The 14,467-nt window shown below is 67.8% G+C and carries 13 protein-coding genes and 2 pseudogenes; 7 read left to right on the top strand and 8 right to left on the bottom strand.

Features of this window, described 5'->3' with window-relative positions:
- From BLQ61_RS17030 to BLQ61_RS17020, 3 genes and pseudogenes are all read right to left on the bottom strand, one after another.
- Positions 1–155: pseudogene (locus tag BLQ61_RS17030) on the bottom strand (electron transfer flavoprotein subunit beta/FixA family protein); the annotation flags it as partial.
- A 188-nt stretch (positions 156–343) separates the two neighbouring features.
- Complete coding sequence (locus BLQ61_RS17025; RefSeq protein WP_091572985.1) at positions 344–1,141, bottom strand: enoyl-CoA hydratase; 798 nt, start codon at positions 1,139–1,141, stop codon at positions 344–346.
- Between the two features lie 32 nt (positions 1,142–1,173).
- Complete coding sequence (locus BLQ61_RS17020; protein WP_091572984.1) at positions 1,174–2,133, bottom strand: histone deacetylase family protein; 960 nt, start codon at positions 2,131–2,133, stop codon at positions 1,174–1,176.
- A 39-nt stretch (positions 2,134–2,172) separates the two neighbouring features.
- Here BLQ61_RS17020 and BLQ61_RS17015 point away from each other — a divergent pair, with 39 nt between their 5' ends.
- The 3 genes from BLQ61_RS17015 (at position 2,173) to BLQ61_RS17005 (ending at position 6,237) form a co-directional block, all read left to right on the top strand.
- Positions 2,173–3,093, top strand: a complete 921-nt coding sequence (locus BLQ61_RS17015) for an AAA family ATPase (RefSeq protein WP_091572981.1) — start codon at positions 2,173–2,175, stop codon at positions 3,091–3,093.
- A complete protein-coding gene (locus BLQ61_RS17010) occupies positions 3,093–4,103 on the top strand; it encodes a DUF58 domain-containing protein (protein ID WP_091572979.1) in 1,011 nt (336 codons plus the stop codon). The genes BLQ61_RS17015 and BLQ61_RS17010 overlap by 1 nt, the downstream gene beginning before the upstream one ends.
- Positions 4,104–4,206: 103 nt before the next feature.
- Positions 4,207–6,237 carry a transglutaminase TgpA family protein gene (locus BLQ61_RS17005; protein ID WP_091572976.1) on the top strand — a complete coding sequence of 677 codons (2,031 nt, stop codon included), beginning with the start codon at positions 4,207–4,209 and terminating at the stop codon, positions 6,235–6,237.
- Positions 6,238–6,340: 103 nt separating this feature from the next.
- Here the strand turns inward: BLQ61_RS17005 and BLQ61_RS17000 are convergent, their stop codons facing one another.
- The 3 genes from BLQ61_RS17000 to BLQ61_RS16995 are packed head-to-tail and all read right to left on the bottom strand — an operon-like array spanning position 6,341 to position 8,569.
- Entirely contained in the window at positions 6,341–7,630 is a 1,290-nt protein-coding gene (locus tag BLQ61_RS17000; RefSeq protein WP_091572973.1) for a branched-chain amino acid ABC transporter substrate-binding protein, read from the bottom strand.
- Positions 7,631–7,663: 33 nt separating this feature from the next.
- Entirely contained in the window at positions 7,664–7,954 is a 291-nt protein-coding gene (locus BLQ61_RS17470; RefSeq protein WP_217629414.1) for a hypothetical protein, read from the bottom strand.
- 24 nt (positions 7,955–7,978) lie between these two features.
- Positions 7,979–8,569: a DUF2242 domain-containing protein gene (locus BLQ61_RS16995; protein WP_342672248.1), complete on the bottom strand. Its 591-nt coding sequence runs from the start codon at positions 8,567–8,569 to the stop codon at positions 7,979–7,981.
- A 313-nt stretch (positions 8,570–8,882) separates the two neighbouring features.
- Here BLQ61_RS16995 and BLQ61_RS16990 point away from each other — a divergent pair.
- Together BLQ61_RS16990 and BLQ61_RS16985 are read left to right on the top strand one after the other, a co-directional pair.
- A pseudogene (locus BLQ61_RS16990) lies at positions 8,883–9,247 on the top strand (Hsp20/alpha crystallin family protein).
- Between the two features lie 185 nt (positions 9,248–9,432).
- Complete coding sequence (locus BLQ61_RS16985) at positions 9,433–10,488, top strand: extracellular solute-binding protein (protein ID WP_091572967.1); 1,056 nt, start codon at positions 9,433–9,435, stop codon at positions 10,486–10,488.
- A gap of 104 nt (positions 10,489–10,592) precedes the next feature.
- On the opposite strand, the gene BLQ61_RS16980 is transcribed toward BLQ61_RS16985, so the two are convergent.
- Positions 10,593–11,303: a FadR/GntR family transcriptional regulator gene (locus BLQ61_RS16980; RefSeq protein ID WP_091572964.1), complete on the bottom strand. Its 711-nt coding sequence runs from the start codon at positions 11,301–11,303 to the stop codon at positions 10,593–10,595.
- An 85-nt stretch (positions 11,304–11,388) separates the two neighbouring features.
- Complete coding sequence (locus BLQ61_RS16975; RefSeq protein ID WP_091572961.1) at positions 11,389–12,723, bottom strand: MFS transporter; 1,335 nt, start codon at positions 12,721–12,723, stop codon at positions 11,389–11,391.
- Between the two features lie 186 nt (positions 12,724–12,909).
- Here BLQ61_RS16975 and BLQ61_RS16970 point away from each other — a divergent pair, with 186 nt between their 5' ends.
- Together BLQ61_RS16970 and BLQ61_RS16965 are read left to right on the top strand one after the other, a co-directional pair.
- Entirely contained in the window at positions 12,910–13,494 is a 585-nt protein-coding gene (locus BLQ61_RS16970; protein WP_091572957.1) for an ureidoglycolate lyase, read from the top strand.
- Positions 13,495–13,599: 105 nt separating this feature from the next.
- Positions 13,600–14,358, top strand: a complete 759-nt coding sequence (locus tag BLQ61_RS16965) for a 3-hydroxyacyl-CoA dehydrogenase (protein ID WP_091572954.1) — start codon at positions 13,600–13,602, stop codon at positions 14,356–14,358.
- Positions 14,359–14,467 lie beyond the last annotated feature (109 nt).

Here is a 14,467-nt window from a genome sequence, read left to right as displayed (position 1 = left end):
TTTTCTTTGAGGCGCACCGCTTCCTCGACGGCAATCTCGTCAAAGGGGTTCATGCTCATCTTGACGTTGGCGGTGTCCACTCCCGTGCCGTCCGATTTGACGCGGACCTTCACGTTGTAGTCCACCACGCGCTTGACGGGGACCAAGACCTTCATTGCTGCAGCTCCTTCGATGGTGATTGGATGGGTGCGACCGCTTCCGGACATCGGCCGTGGAATCGGGGCTGCGGCGCAGCGGCAATCCGTTGGCGAATAAAAAGAACGATCGTGCTATTTCAAGATTATGCCAGTGCTCGGGGGGTTTTGGCGCCCTCCGAACGGACGAGATGTGTGGCGCCGGCCCGTCAGGCGCCGTGCAGCGCTTTCCATGCCGGCTGGCGTTTTTCGGCAAACGCACGCGCGCCTTCCTGCGCCGCATCGTCCATCATGTTGCTGGCCATGGCCTGGCCGGCGAGCTGGTAGGCGGCGTCCAGCCCCAGCTCGCGCTGCTGGTAGACCAGTGCCTTGCCCATGGCGACGGCGGCGCGCGGCTTCTCGACGATGGCCGCAACCAGCGCCTCGACCTGCGCGTCCAGCTGGTGCGCCGGCACGGCGCGGTTGACCAGGCCCTGCGCCAGTGCCGTGGGCGCGTCGATGAAGTCGCCCGTCAGCAGCATTTCCATGGCCTGCTTGGCGGGCACATTGCGCACCAGCGGCACGCTGGGCGTGGCGCAGAACAGGCCGTAGTGGATGCCGCTGGTGGCGAAGCTGGCTTCCAGGCTGGCCACCGCCAGGTCGCACTGCGCCACCAGCTGGCAGCCCGCCGCCGTGGCCATGCCATGCACCCGGGCGATGACCGGCACCGGCAGCTTGTGGATGGCCAGCATCACCCGGCTGCACTGGGCGAACAACTGCTGGTACCAGGCCAGCTGGGGATTGGCGGCCATGTCCTTGAGGTTGTGCCCGGCGCAGAACGCCTTGCCGGCGCCGCCCAGCACCACCGCGCGGGCCTGCTCGTCGTGCGCCACTTCGTCCAGAGCATGCTGCAGCGCATCCAGCATGGCGCCGCCCAGCGCGTTGAAACGGGCGGGATCGTTCAGCGTCAGGGTGTAGACGCCGCGCGCGTCGCGCGCGCTCAGCACCAGCGGCGATGCTTCGGTCATGGCTGCAGTTCTCCTTTCAACGGTTCCATCGGTCACAGATCGGCCAGCACGCGCAGGTGGGCTTCCACGCTGCGCGCCAGCGGTCCCATCATGTAGCCGCCCTCCAGGCACGAGACGATGCGGCTCTTGGCAAAGCGCCGCGCCACGTCCTTGATGCGCATGGTGATCCAGGTGTAGTCCTGCTCGGTCAGGCCGAGCTGGCCCATGTCGTCCTCGCGGTGCGCGTCGAAGCCGGCGGACACGAAAATCATCTCGGGCTTGAAGGCCTCCAGGCGCGGTAGCCACATCATCTCGACGATGTCGCGCACGTCCATGCCCTTGGTATAGGCCGGCACGGGCACGTTCAGCATGTTGGCGGCCGGGTTCTGGTCGCCGCTGAACGGATAGAACGGGTGCTGGAAGATGCCGACCATCAGCACGCGCGGGTCGCCCGCCAGGATGTTCTCGGTGCCGTTGCCGTGGTGCACGTCGAAGTCGACCACCGCCACGCGTTTGAGGTGATGCCGCTCCAGCGCGTACCTGGCGGCGATCGCCACGTTGTTGAAGAAGCAAAAGCCCATGGCCTTGTTCTTTTCGGCGTGATGGCCCGGCGGGCGCACGCTGCAGAAAGCGTTTTCCAGCTCCCCGGCCATGACCGCGTCGGTCGCCGCCAGCGCCGCGCCGGCCGCGCGCAGCGCCGCCGTCCAGGTGTGGCGGTTCATGGAAGTGTCCGTGTCGATCTGGGCGTAGGCCGGGCCGCCGGCGTCTTCCTCCTCGATCAGCCGGTCGTTCATGCCGCGCAGCGCGGCGACGTACATGCGCTCGTGCGCCAGCTCGATATCGGCCAGCGACGCCAGCGGCGCCTCGCGCCGGTCCAGCAGGTCACCCACGCCGGTGACCAGCAGCCGGTCCTCGATGGCGTCCAGCCGCGCCGGGCATTCAGGGTGTCCGATGCCCATCTCGTGCTTCCAGCAGTCACGGTGGGTGTAATAGCCTGTCCTGCCCGCAGTCATTGACCGTGTCCCCTGGTGGTTTTCGGATAACGTCGCGCCATGCATGCACAGCCCAAGATCAAAGCGCTTCTGGACCAGCTTAACACGGTGATAGTGGGCAAGAATTCGCAGGTTCGCGACTGCGTGGCATGCCTGCTGGCGGGTGGCCACCTGCTGATCGAGGACGTGCCCGGCGTCGGCAAGACCACTTTGGCGCACGCCCTGGCGCGCACCTTCGGGCTGCAGTTCGCGCGCGTGCAGTTCACCGCCGACCTGATGCCCAGCGACCTGACCGGCGTGGCGGTGTACGAGCGCGCCAGCCAGGCCTTCGCCTTCCATCCCGGCCCGGTGTTCACCCAGGTGCTGCTGGCCGACGAGATCAACCGCGCCAGTCCGAAGACGCAAAGCGCGCTGCTTGAAGCGATGGAGGAAAAGCAGGTCTCGGTGGAAGGCGCGACGCGCGCTCTGCCCGAGCCGTTCTTCGTCATCGCCACGCAGAACCCGCAGGACCAGCTCGGCACCTTCGCGCTGCCCGAGAGCCAGCTCGACCGCTTCCTGATGCGCATCTCGCTGGGCTACCCGGACCGCGCCGCCGAGCGCCTGCTGCTGGCCGGCAGCGACCGGCGCGGCATGGTGGACAGCCTGCAGCCGCTGCTGACCGCCGCCGAACTGGCCGCGCTGCAGCAGCAGGTGTTGGCGGTGCATGCCGCGGAGCCACTGTTGAACTACGTGCAGGACCTGATCGCCGCCACGCGCGGCGGGCGGTGGTTCGCGCAGGGCCTGTCACCGCGCGCCGGCATCGCGCTGATGCGCGCGGCCAAGGCGCAGGCGCTGATCGAGGGGCGCGACTACGTGGCGCCGGACGACGTGCAGGCCATCCTGGCGCAGACCATCGCGCACCGCCTGGTGCCCACGGGCGACGCCGGGCGCGGTGCGGTCGAGCAGGTGCGCGCCATGGTCGAGGCCACGCCGCTGTCGTGATGCCGGCCGCCGCTGCACCCGCCTCGACCCTGCCCCGCCGGCGCGGCCCTCGCGCCGCGCTGGCCGCGCGCTGGCAGCGCTGGTGGAGCGCTCGCCTGCCGCGCACCGACACGCTGGAGCTGACGCAGCGCAACCTCTACATCCTGCCCACCGCCGCCGGCTGGATGCTGGCGCTGACCCTGCTGGTGCTGCTGGTGGCGTCGATCAACTTCCAGCTGAACCTGGGTTATTTGCTGACCTTCCTGCTGGCCGGCTGCGCCGCGGCCAGCGTGCACGTCTGCCACGGCACGCTGCGCGGACTGACGCTGCACCTGGTGGCGCCTGAGGCGCAGTTCGCCGGCAGCGCCGCGCCGCTGCAGGTGCAGCTGCACAGCAGCCGGCGCAGCCCGCGCCGCGCCATCGCGCTGGCGCTGCACGGCAGCGGCCACTGGGCGCTGGCCGACGTGCCGGCAGGCGGCAGCGCCACGCTGCAGGTGGCTTTCGCGGCGCCGCGGCGCGGGCTGCACGACGTGCCGGTACTGACCGCGCAGACGCTGTTCCCGCTGGGTGCGTTCCGGGTCTGGACGCTGTGGCGCCCGGCGGCGCAGCTGCTGGTCTATCCGCAGCCCGAAGTACCGGCGCCGCCGTTGCCCCCTGGCGAGCCGCAGGCCGGCAGCGGTGCCAGCGCCAGCCACCAGGGCGCGGGCGAATTCGACGGCGTGCGCGCCTGGCGCGCCGGCGACGGCCTGCGCCAGGTGGTCTGGAAGAAGGCCGCCCGTGCGCTGGCCACCGGCAGCGGCGAGCTGGTCAGCCGCGACACGCAGCACAGCCAGCGCCGCCAGCTGTGGCTGGACGCCGCCGCCACCGGGCTGGCGGCGCCGGAAGCGCGCCTGTCGCGCCTGGCCAGCTGGGTGCTGCAGGCCGACCGCATGGGCGTGGACTACGGCCTGCGCGTGCCTGGCCGGCAGATCGCTCCTGCCACCGGCCCTGCGCATCGGCGGGCCTGCCTGGAGGCATTGGCGTTGTGTTGAGCCGATTTCAAGCCAAATCGGCCTCCAGCCCATATAACACCAGGGCATACTGCTATTATTTTAATAGCAAACAGGAAGGCAGCGAGCGTCGGAGGCGTTCCGGGTGAGCGCGCTCCAAACCGCGAGGCTGCCGCGCGAAACGCGCGACGTGCTGTTCCTGCTGGCGGTGGTGGCGCTGTGCCTGGCCCCGCTGATTGCGCACATCCCGGCCTGGGCCAGCGCGCTGGCGGCGCTGCTGCTGGGCTGGCGCGGCCTGCTTGCCTGGCGCGCGCGGCCGCTGCCCGGGCGTTGGCTGCGTTCGCTGCTGCTGGTCGTGGTGCTGGTGCTGACGCTGGCGCAGTTCCGCACCATCGTCGGCTACGAGGCCGGCGTGACGCTGATCGCCATGCTGCTGGCGTTGAAAACCCTGGAGCTGCGCGCCCGGCGCGACGCCATGGCGGTGTTCTTCCTCGGCTTCTTTACGCTGATCGCCAACTTCTTCTTCTCGCAGTCGCTGCCCACGGCACTGGTCATGCTGGCGGCGCTGCTGGGCCTGCTGACGGCGCTGGTGAACGCGCACCTGCCGGTCGGCCACCCGCCGCTGGCCGAGTCGCTGCGCACGGCGGCGCGCATGACGCTGCTGGGCGCGCCGGTGATGGTGGCGCTGTTCCTGTTCTTCCCGCGCATCGCGCCGCTGTGGGGCCTGCCCTCGGACATGGCCACCGGGCGCAGCGGCCTGTCGGCGCAGATGCGCGTGGGCAGCGTGGCGCAGCTGGCGCTGGACGACGGCATCGCCCTGCGCGTGCGCTTCCTCACGCCGGGCGGCCAGCCGCCGCCGCAGAGCGCGCTGTACTTTCGCGGCCCGGTGCTAACGGCCTTCGACGGACGCGAATGGCTGGCGCTGTCGCAGCCCGAGGCACGCGCCATCACCTGGGCGCAGCCCGCGCCGGCGCAGCTGCAGGTCCAGGGCGAGGCGGTGCCGCACGAAGTCACGCTGGAGCCCAGCTACCACCCCTGGCTGCTGGTGCTGGACGCTGCCGAGCAGCCACCCGCCCTGCCCGACGGCTGGCGCGCGCAGATGACGCCCGAACTGCAGTGGCTGGCCTCGCGCCCGGTCACCAGCGTACTGCGCTACCAGGCCAGCAGCCACCTGCGGTTCCGCCACGGCCCGCGCGAGGACACGCGCGCGCTGCGCCCCTACCTGCAGTTGCCGGCGGCGCTGAACCCGCGCACCCAGGCCCTGGCGCACGAGCTGCGCCCGGATGGCACCGCGCCGCAGGCCTTCGTCCAGGCGGCGCTGGCACGGCTGCGCGGCGGCGGCTACCGCTACACGCTGGAGCCAGGGGTGTACGGCGAGCACACCGCCGACGACTTCTGGTTCGACCGCAAGGAGGGTTTCTGCGAGCACATCGCCTCGGCCTTCGCGGTGCTGATGCGCGCCGGCGGCGTGCCGGCGCGCATCGTCACCGGCTACCAAGGCGGGCAGGTGAACGGCGTGGACGGCTACTGGACCGTGCGCCAGAGCGATGCGCACGCTTGGACCGAAGTCTGGCTGGAGGGGAGCGGCTGGGTGCGCGTGGACCCGACGGCCTCGGTCTCGCCCGACCGCATCGGGCTGCCCCAACGCCTGCAGGCGCCGCGCGGCGCGTTCGGCAACGCCATGTCCACGGTCGTCAGCCCCAGCGCGCTGCTGCGCCTGCGCGCCGTGTGGGAGGCGGTGAACAATCGCTGGAACCAGTGGGTGCTGAACTACACCCAGCAGGACCAGTTGGGCTTGCTGCGCCGCCTGGGCCTGGAGGCACCCGGCTGGCAGGATCTGGTGCGCGTGCTGGGCGGACTGGCGGCATTGGCGGCCGCGCTGGGCGGCGCGTGGACCGTCTGGCAACGCCAGCGCCAGGACCCGTGGCAGCGCCTGCTGGCGCGGGCACGGGGGCGATTGGCGCAGGCCGGGCTGGAGCTGCCCGCGCACCTGCCGCCGCGCGCCCTGGCCGAGCGCGCGCAGGCGCATTTCGGCACCCAGGCACAGCCGGCGGCGCAATGGCTGCTGCGCCTGGAGCGCGCGCGCTATGCGCCGCAACCGGCGCTGACCCTGGCACAGCTGCGCCGGCAGTTGCCACGCCTGCGCTGGCCCAAACCGCCGTCACGTCAGCGTTGACCATCGGCGGCGGCGCCTTCTTCCGCCCCGTCATCGCGGCGGCTGGCATGCAGCAGCCGGCGGACTGCATGCCCACAGCAGCCCGGCCACCGGCCGGGCGCTATCACGACGGCCGCGCCATACGGCAGGACGTGGGCATGCGCGCCTGGTCGGCGGCTATCTGCCGCACTACGCGAAAGCCGTAGCCCGAGCCTTCCACGTCGAACTGCACGCCCGGCGCGCCGACGCGGTCCATGACGCCGACCACCAGCGACTGCTGGAACTGGTGGTCCTCGGCGCGCATGCGCCCGCTCTGGCCGGACAGGGTGACGTCGGCAGTCTCCAGCGCGCGCGCCACGGCCACGGTGTCCAGGCTGGCGGCGCGCTCGAAGGCCTGAGCCAATGCCTCGACCATGAGCTGCATGCGCATGTGCACATAGTCATCGCGCGGGTCCGGGAAGCGCGCGCGGAAGGCGCGGTAGAAGGCCTCGCTGCCAGCCGTCGGCACGTTGGGCAGCCAGTCGGCCACGGCCACCACCTTGCCGACGCCGGCGTCGCCCAAAGCGGCCGGCGCACCCAGGGCGTTGCCGTAGAAGGTGTAGAACATGCCCTCGTAGCCCACCTCGCGCGCGGCCTTGACCAGCAGTGTCAGGTCGTTGCCCCAGTTGCCGGTGATGACCGCCTGCGCGCCGCTGGCCTTGATCTTCACGGCGTAAGGCGCGAAGTCCTTGACACGACCCACCGGGTGCAGCTCTTCGCCGACGATGGCCACATCCGGCCGCAGCGCCGCCAGCTGGCGTTTGGCTTCGCGCAGCACAGATTGGCCGAAGCTGTAGTCCTGGCCGATTAGATAGGCCTGCGACAGCTGGCGGTCCTCGCGCAGCACGTCCATCAGCGCGGCCATGCGCATGTCGGCATGGGCGTCGAAGCGGAAGTGCCAGAAGCTGCACTTGTCGTTGGTCAGGCTGGGATCGACCGCCGAGTAATTGAAGAACAGCACGCGCTTGCCCGGCTCGCGCTGGTTGTGCTTGTTGATGGCCTCGATCAGCGCCGCGGCAGTGGCCGACGAGTTGCCCTGCAGGATGATGCGGGCGCCGTCGTCAATGGCGGCACGCAGCGCCGACAGGGCTTCCTCGTTGCTGCCCTTGCTGTCGTAGCGCGCCAGCTGCAGCTGCCGGGCACCGCCGCTGCTGGCGGGCAGGCGCACGCCGCCGCGGGCATTCACCCGCTCCACCGCCCAGGCAATGTTGCGGAACACGGCTTCGCCGGTGTTGGCGAAGCTGCCGGAGAGGCTTTCCACCAGTGCCAGGCGGATGGGGCCTGCGCCAGCGGCCTGCGCGCCCAGGGAAAACAACGAAATCGAAAGGGCAGCCGCGCTGATGGCCAGAAAGCGGCGACGGTTGAAAGAAAGCATGGGATCGACGGAAGCAGGAAACGAAAGGCCTGATCAGGGGCTGGCAGCGATTGTGGAATGCATCCCGCCATTGCCGGACAGCCCTGCTGCAAAAAAGCGCTTGGCCAGGGAGCACCCCGAAAAGACCGCATCTGTATTCATTTTTGAATGCAATTGAGCATCGTTGCAGGTATATGCATGCATTTTGGCGCGAGAAAAAACAGCGGCCTCAACACGCAGAAAAATGGGCTCAATTGCACGCAAAAACCACCCTGCGGCACGTTGTCTGCGGGTGGTTGCGGAATTATCAGCACCTCTTATCAGCACCTCTTCTCGCCATGACATTGCCCAGGAAGGGCCTGCAGCACGTCAGTAGTTGCGCTGCAGCGCCTCGCGTTCCTGCATCGGCACCTCGTGCAACGGGCTCTCCTCCGCCATCGGCAATACGCGCACATAGCGCTCGAACAGCTGGAAGAAGCGGCTGTAGAACTGCGCATCGTTGATGGTCTCGCTGCCCACTTTCACCAGCGTGTCGTCGGTGGCACTGAAGGGCAGCGATACCGATCCCAGGCCACCTACCCCCAGCGATGCCGAGTTGTTCACCTTTTTGATGACGTAGCGGTCCTGCACCGCGCTGGCGAAGGCCGAGGAGCGCTCACCGTTATCGCCTTCGGGCGCGCACACCACGCGCATCTCGACCGTGTAGTGGGTATCGGGATTGGGCTGGTAGAACTTGCGCGCCGTGACCATTTCACTGGTGGCCGCCTGCACCAAGTACCCCTGGCTGAGCAGCGCCCGGCGCGCGGCCTCGCAGGTGTCGGCCTGCGCCGCGTCCATGCGGCGCACGTACATGCTGCTGCTGTCGAAGTCGTTGGGCGTGAAGCCCTGCTTGTCCAAGCCGGGAACGGCGTCGGGGATTGCACAGCCCGCCAGCAGCAGGGCACCGGCAAGGCCGGCCACGCAGCGGAAAACGGAACAGGGAACAACGGAAGGCAACATGCAGGTGCGCATCGGACAAGACTTCGCTAGGGAGCGCGCCGCCAGGGCGCGGAAGGCCGAATTTTGCGTGACAGCCATCCAGGTCGGCTGTGCCAGTGGGCAAACGCCCTGTCAGCGCGCACGCCGTGATGGCGCTGGGCGGCGCCGCACCAGGCGGTTTTGGCCCGGCCTTGAAAACAGTTTCGCCGCGCCTATGTGGGTGCCATGCGCGCCACCGGCCAGGGCTTTTCCGGCAGGCAGGCCGCTCCCACTTTGGAACCAAGGAAGCCCCTCCATGATTTTCGCTCCCGTGCTGCGCCACACCGCCTTTGTCAATCCCCGCGTTGCCGACCAGGCGTTGCAGCGCTTTCTGCACAGCGCCGTGCAGGCCCCGACCCAGGTTCGCCAGGACGAGCAATCCATCACCCTGGAGCTCGACGTGCCCGGACTGTCGCGCGAGCAGCTGACCATCACCATCGAAGACAACCAGGTGCGCGTTGCCAGCATCGAAGGCGCGCCGCGCCAAGTGCAGCGCGCCTGGGAATTCGCCCAGGAGATCGACGCCAGCGGCAGCAGCGCGCGGCTGGAAAAGGTGTCCTGACCCTGACGCTGGCCAAGGCGCAGCCGCAAAGCCGCGCCACGACGCTGACCATCCAGTGACCAGCCGAACTGGCTGATCGACGTGCGCGCTGAACGCGGGCGGCCCAGGCCGCCCGTTTTTCATGCGCCGCGTACCGGGCTGCATGGCGCCGGCGCGCAAAGAACCCGCCGAACGGACGGCATTCGAGAATGATTCTCGTCTGCCTTATGATCGGAGGGTTTTCATTCAGAAAAGAACGCCAACCATGTCTCTCCGCCTGAAGACCTTGCTGCTGTCCTGCGCCCTGGGCGCCACCCTGGGCGCCGCCCATGCCCAGGAAGACAAGGTGCTGAACCTGTATTCCGCCCGGCACTACGCCACCGACGAGGCGTTGTACGACGGCTTCACCAAGACCACCGGCATCAAGATCAACCGCGTGGATTCGGACGACGCCGGCATCATGGCGCGCCTGAAGGCGGAAGGCGCGGCGTCGCCGGCCGATGTCATCCTGCTGGTGGACGCGGCGCGCTTTTATCGCGGCGAGACCGACGGGCTGTTCCTGCCGGTGCGCTCCAAGATGCTGGAAGAGGTGATTCCGGCGAACCTGCGCGCCCAGCCCGCGGCGGACGGCGGCATTGCCTGGTTCGGCCTGTCCACGCGTGCGCGCGTCATCGTCTACAACAAGGCCAAGGTGAAACCCGAGGACGTGGACACCTATGAAGAACTGGGCGACCCGAAGAACCGCGACAAGGTCTGCATCCGCTCCGGCTCGCACCCCTACAACCTGAGCCTGTTCGGCGCGGTGATGGAGCACATGGGCCCGGAGAAGACGCAGGCCTGGCTCAAGGGCATCGTGGACAACATGGCGCGCTGGCCCAAGGGCGGCGACACCGACCAGATCAAGGCGGTGGCCACGGGCGAGTGCGAGATCGCCGTCACCAACAGCTACTACCTGGCGCGCCTGATGCGCTCGGACAAGGCCGACGACAAGGCAGTGGTGCAGAAGGTGGGTGTGGTGTTTCCCAACCAAGACTCGTGGGGCACGCACCTGAACATCGCCGGCGGCGGCGTGGCGCGGCATGCCAAGCACAAGGAAAACGCGGTGAAATTCCTGGAGTACCTGGCCAGCCCCGAGGCGCAGAACTATTTCGCCAACGCCAACAACGAGTGGCCGGCTGCCAAGGGTGTGGAGCTCGACAATCCGGCGCTCAAGGCCATGACCGGCGGCAAGCCGTTCAAGAGCGAGACCATCCCGATCAGCGCCGTGGGCGCGAACACGGTGAAGGTGCAGCAGATGCTGGACCGGGTGGGCTTTCGCTGATCCGGCCGGAATGACCGGCTGACGACAAGGAGGGCCCTGCCCTCTTTTTTTGTACCTGCGCAAAGAGACACGGAACGCCGCGCGCAGCCCGCGGCCGCGTACGTTCAGCCGCCGGAGCCGGTCGGGAAATGCACGCCCGCGCGCTGGGCGGCGCGCACGATGTGCGTGGCCATGGCCTGCTGCGCCAGCTCGGAGCGGCCCTGCGCCAGGCCATCGATGATGGCGGCGTGCTCCTCACACGTGGCGTGGCGCGCGCCACGCCGGTAAAACGGCAGGCGCTGGCTTTCCTGCATCACCTCGCCACTGCCGCGCAGCACGTCGGCAATCGCATGGTTGCCGGAGATGCGGGCGATCTGCAGGTGAAACTCGAAGTCCAGCCGGCTGGCCTCGGTGAAGTCCGAGGCCTCGATGCAGGCCTGCATGCGCTGCAGGTTGTCCTGCAGCTGCGCCAAATCCTCGGGTTGCACCACCAGCGCCGCCAACGTGGCGGCGAAACCTTCCAGCGCATAGCGCAGCTGGTAGACGTCCGTCAGCGCATGCGTCTCGCCGAAGCGCCACTGCTCGCTGACCGGCGCCTCGGGGGACGGTTGCGTGACATAGACCCCCTTGCCCGAGCGCGACACCACCAGCCCCAGCCCCTGCAAAGTGGACAGCGCCTCGCGCAGCGAGGTACGGCTGATGCCCAGCTGCTCGGACAGCTCGCGCTGGGACGGCAGCAGCGAGCCGACCGGATAGGTGCCGGCCTCGATCCAGCCGCGGATCAGATGCACCGCCTGGCTGGCCACGGCAACTTTGCTATCGGAGGAATGGGGCATGACGCAAGGATGCGAAACGACGCGAAGAGCAGCGAAGCCGGCCATCTTACCCACGCCCCGCTGTTCTGGTTTCAGCCTGTGCGGGTTACTTGTTCACCAGCTTGGCCGGCACCGTGTAGGTCAGGAAGGCACCGAACAGCAGCACCCCGGCTAGCACGAACATGGCCACGTTGGTGCTCTGTGTCGCGTCCTTGATCAGGCCGATCATGTAGGGGCTGATGAAGCCCGCCAGGTTGGCGAACGAGTTGATCAGCGCGATACCGGCGGCGGCGCCGGCGCTGGACAGGATGGCCGTGGGCAGGCTCCAGAACAGCGGCGAGGTGGCCAAGCTGCCGCCAGCGGCCAGGGCCAGCGCGGCCAGCGACAAATAGACGTTGCCGCTGAAGATGGCCGACAGGGTCAGGCCCAGCGCGCCCACACAGAACGGCACGATCAGGTGCCAGCGGCGCTCGCGCAGGCGGTCCGAGCTGCGGCTGACCAGGATCATCGACACCACCGCCACTGAGAACGGCACCGCCGTCAGCAGGCCGATCTGGAAGGCGCCTTCGACGCCCGACTGGCGCACCAGCGTCGGCAGCCAGAAGGTCAGGCCGTACTGGCCCATGACGGTGCAAAAGCAGATCAGCGCCATCTTGATGATGCGCTTGTCGGCGAACAGGGCGCGCAGCGTCATGTGGCCGTCGCCCTTAGTGGCGTTCTCGCGGGCGATGTTGCGCTCCAGCAGCGTCTTCTCGTCTTCCGTCAGCCAGCGTGCGCTGCGGATGTTGTTGTCCAGGTACCAGAGCACCGCCACGCCCAGCACCATGGAGGGAATGGCCTCGATCAGGAACAGCCACTGCCAGCCACGCAGCCCGGCCACGCCCTGCATCAGCTCCATGATGCCGCCCGACAGCGGACCACCGACGATGCCCGACACCGGAATGGCGCACATGAACAGCGCCACCATGCGCGCCCGCCGGTATGACGGAAACCAGTACGTCATGTACAGGATCATGCCGGGGTAGAAGCCTGCTTCGGCCGCGCCCAGCAGGAAGCGCAGCACATAGAACTGCGTCGGCGTGGTGACGAACATCATCCCGGCCGAGATCAGGCTCCACAGGATCATGATGCGCGAGATGGTCGCTTTCGCGCCCACGCGGTGCATCAGCATGTTGCTGGGCACCTCGAAGAAGAAATAGCCGATGAAGAACAGGCCTGCGCCCAGGCCGTACATGGCCTCGCTGAACTGCAGGTCGGCCAGCATGTGCAGCTTGGCGAAGCCGACGTTCACGCGGTCCAGGTAGGCCGCCACGTAGCAGGCCATGATGAAAGGCAGCAGCCGCCAGGCCACCTTACGGTAGACCGCCGTTTCGGCAGCGGATTCGGTCGCCAGCCCGGGAGCCGGCGCGGGCATGTCGGCGGTATGGGAGAGAGTGGACATCGGTATTCCTTGAGTGGACAGATTGCTAACTGGTATTACCGGTATGAGATCAGCGCCGCGAACCTTAATGGAGCCGTAGACCAAGCGCACGCGCACAAACCCTAGGGGAAACAGCAAAAAATCCGTTTGACAGCAGGCCGGCGTCAAAACATACTGGTATTACCAGTTGGTCCAGTTCCCTCCCTTATGAGCATCGCCCTAGACTCCTCTGCCATTACAAGCCCTGCCACGACATATCTTGTGCAATCCCAGCCGCTCACCGCCGCGGCATTCGCGCCGTTTGGTGAAGTGCTTGAGACCTCGGAACGTACGCCGATCTCCATCAACCAGGGCATGACCGAGCGTTACCACGCCCTGGCACGGGTGGACGCCGGCGGCGAGGACGGACATGCGCTGATCAACATCTTCCAGGCCCTGCCCTATTCCGCTGCGCCGCTGCTGCGCGAGATGGAGCGGCATCCGCTGGGCAGCCAGGCCTTCATGCCACTGGAAGGGCAGTCTTTCATCGTCGTGGTGGCGCCGGCAAGCGATACGGTCCGAGCGCAGGACTTGCGGGTCTTCGTCACCGACGGCCACCAGGGCGTCAACTACCGCCGTGGCGTCTGGCACCACTCGCTCATCACCCTGGGCGCGCCATCACGCTTCCTGGTCGTGGACCGGGGCGGTGCCGGACACAACTGCGATGTGGTGCCCATCGGCACCGGCGATGCAGTGCGCATCGGGCTGTCCGAGGAGCACGCCAGGCTTCTTTTGGACGGGCAGCACGGCTGAAACAGCACTGCGTCGCGTGGGGTACTCAGGCGCTTCGCCATCCTGGCAACGGTCGGTGATAATTGACGTGCACGTCAATCTCAACACTTCACGAAAGACCGTTCCATGGACATCAAGGGCAAGGTATTCATCGTCACCGGCGGCGCCTCGGGCCTCGGCGAAGGCACGGCACGCATGCTCCGGGATGCCGGCGGCAGCGTGGTCATCGCCGATATGCAGGCCGACAAGGGCGAAGCCCTGGCGCGCGAGATCGGCGGCGAGTTCGTGCGTTGCGACGTCAGCAACGAAGCCGACGGCCAGACGGTGGTTGCCAAGGCCGTGTCGCTGGGCAAGCTGATGGGTCTGGTGAATTGCGCCGGCATCGCGCCAGCCGAAAAGACCGTTGGCAAGAATGGCGCGCATGCGCTGGCGGGCTTTGCCCAGACGATCAACGTGAACCTGATCGGCAGTTTCAACATGATCCGTCTGGCGGCCGAGGCGATGAGCCAAAACCAGCCCGAGTCCACGGGCGAGCGTGGCGTGCTGATCTCCACTGCCAGCGTTGCCGCCTACGACGGGCAGATCGGGCAGGCGGCGTATTCGGCTTCCAAGGGCGGCGTGGTCGGCATGACACTGCCCATCGCGCGCGACCTGGCGCGCAGCGGGATCCGCAACATGACCATCGCGCCGGGCATTTTCGGCACGCCCATGCTGTTTGGTATGCCGCAGGAAGTACAGGATGCACTGGCTGCCGGAGTGCCCTTCCCCAGCCGGCTGGGCACACCCCAGGACTACGCCAAGCTGGTGCGCCACATCTTCGAGAATGAGATGCTCAACGGCGAAGTCATCCGCCTGGACGGCGCCATCCGCCTGGCGCCGAAATAATCCTGTTTTGATAGTGACCTGCCCCCTCGCAGCCGTACCAGCGTAATGGCAGCGAAGTCCGTCAACTTCGAGAATGACGGACATGAGAAAAAGCAGGTACACCGAGGAG

This window comes from Oryzisolibacter propanilivorax, assembly GCF_900103645.1.
GTDB classification, from domain to species: Bacteria; Pseudomonadota; Gammaproteobacteria; order Burkholderiales; family Burkholderiaceae_C; genus Melaminivora; species Melaminivora propanilivorax.
The sequence above is the reverse complement of the archived record's forward strand: the minus strand, read 5'-3'. Positions and strand labels throughout refer to the sequence as shown.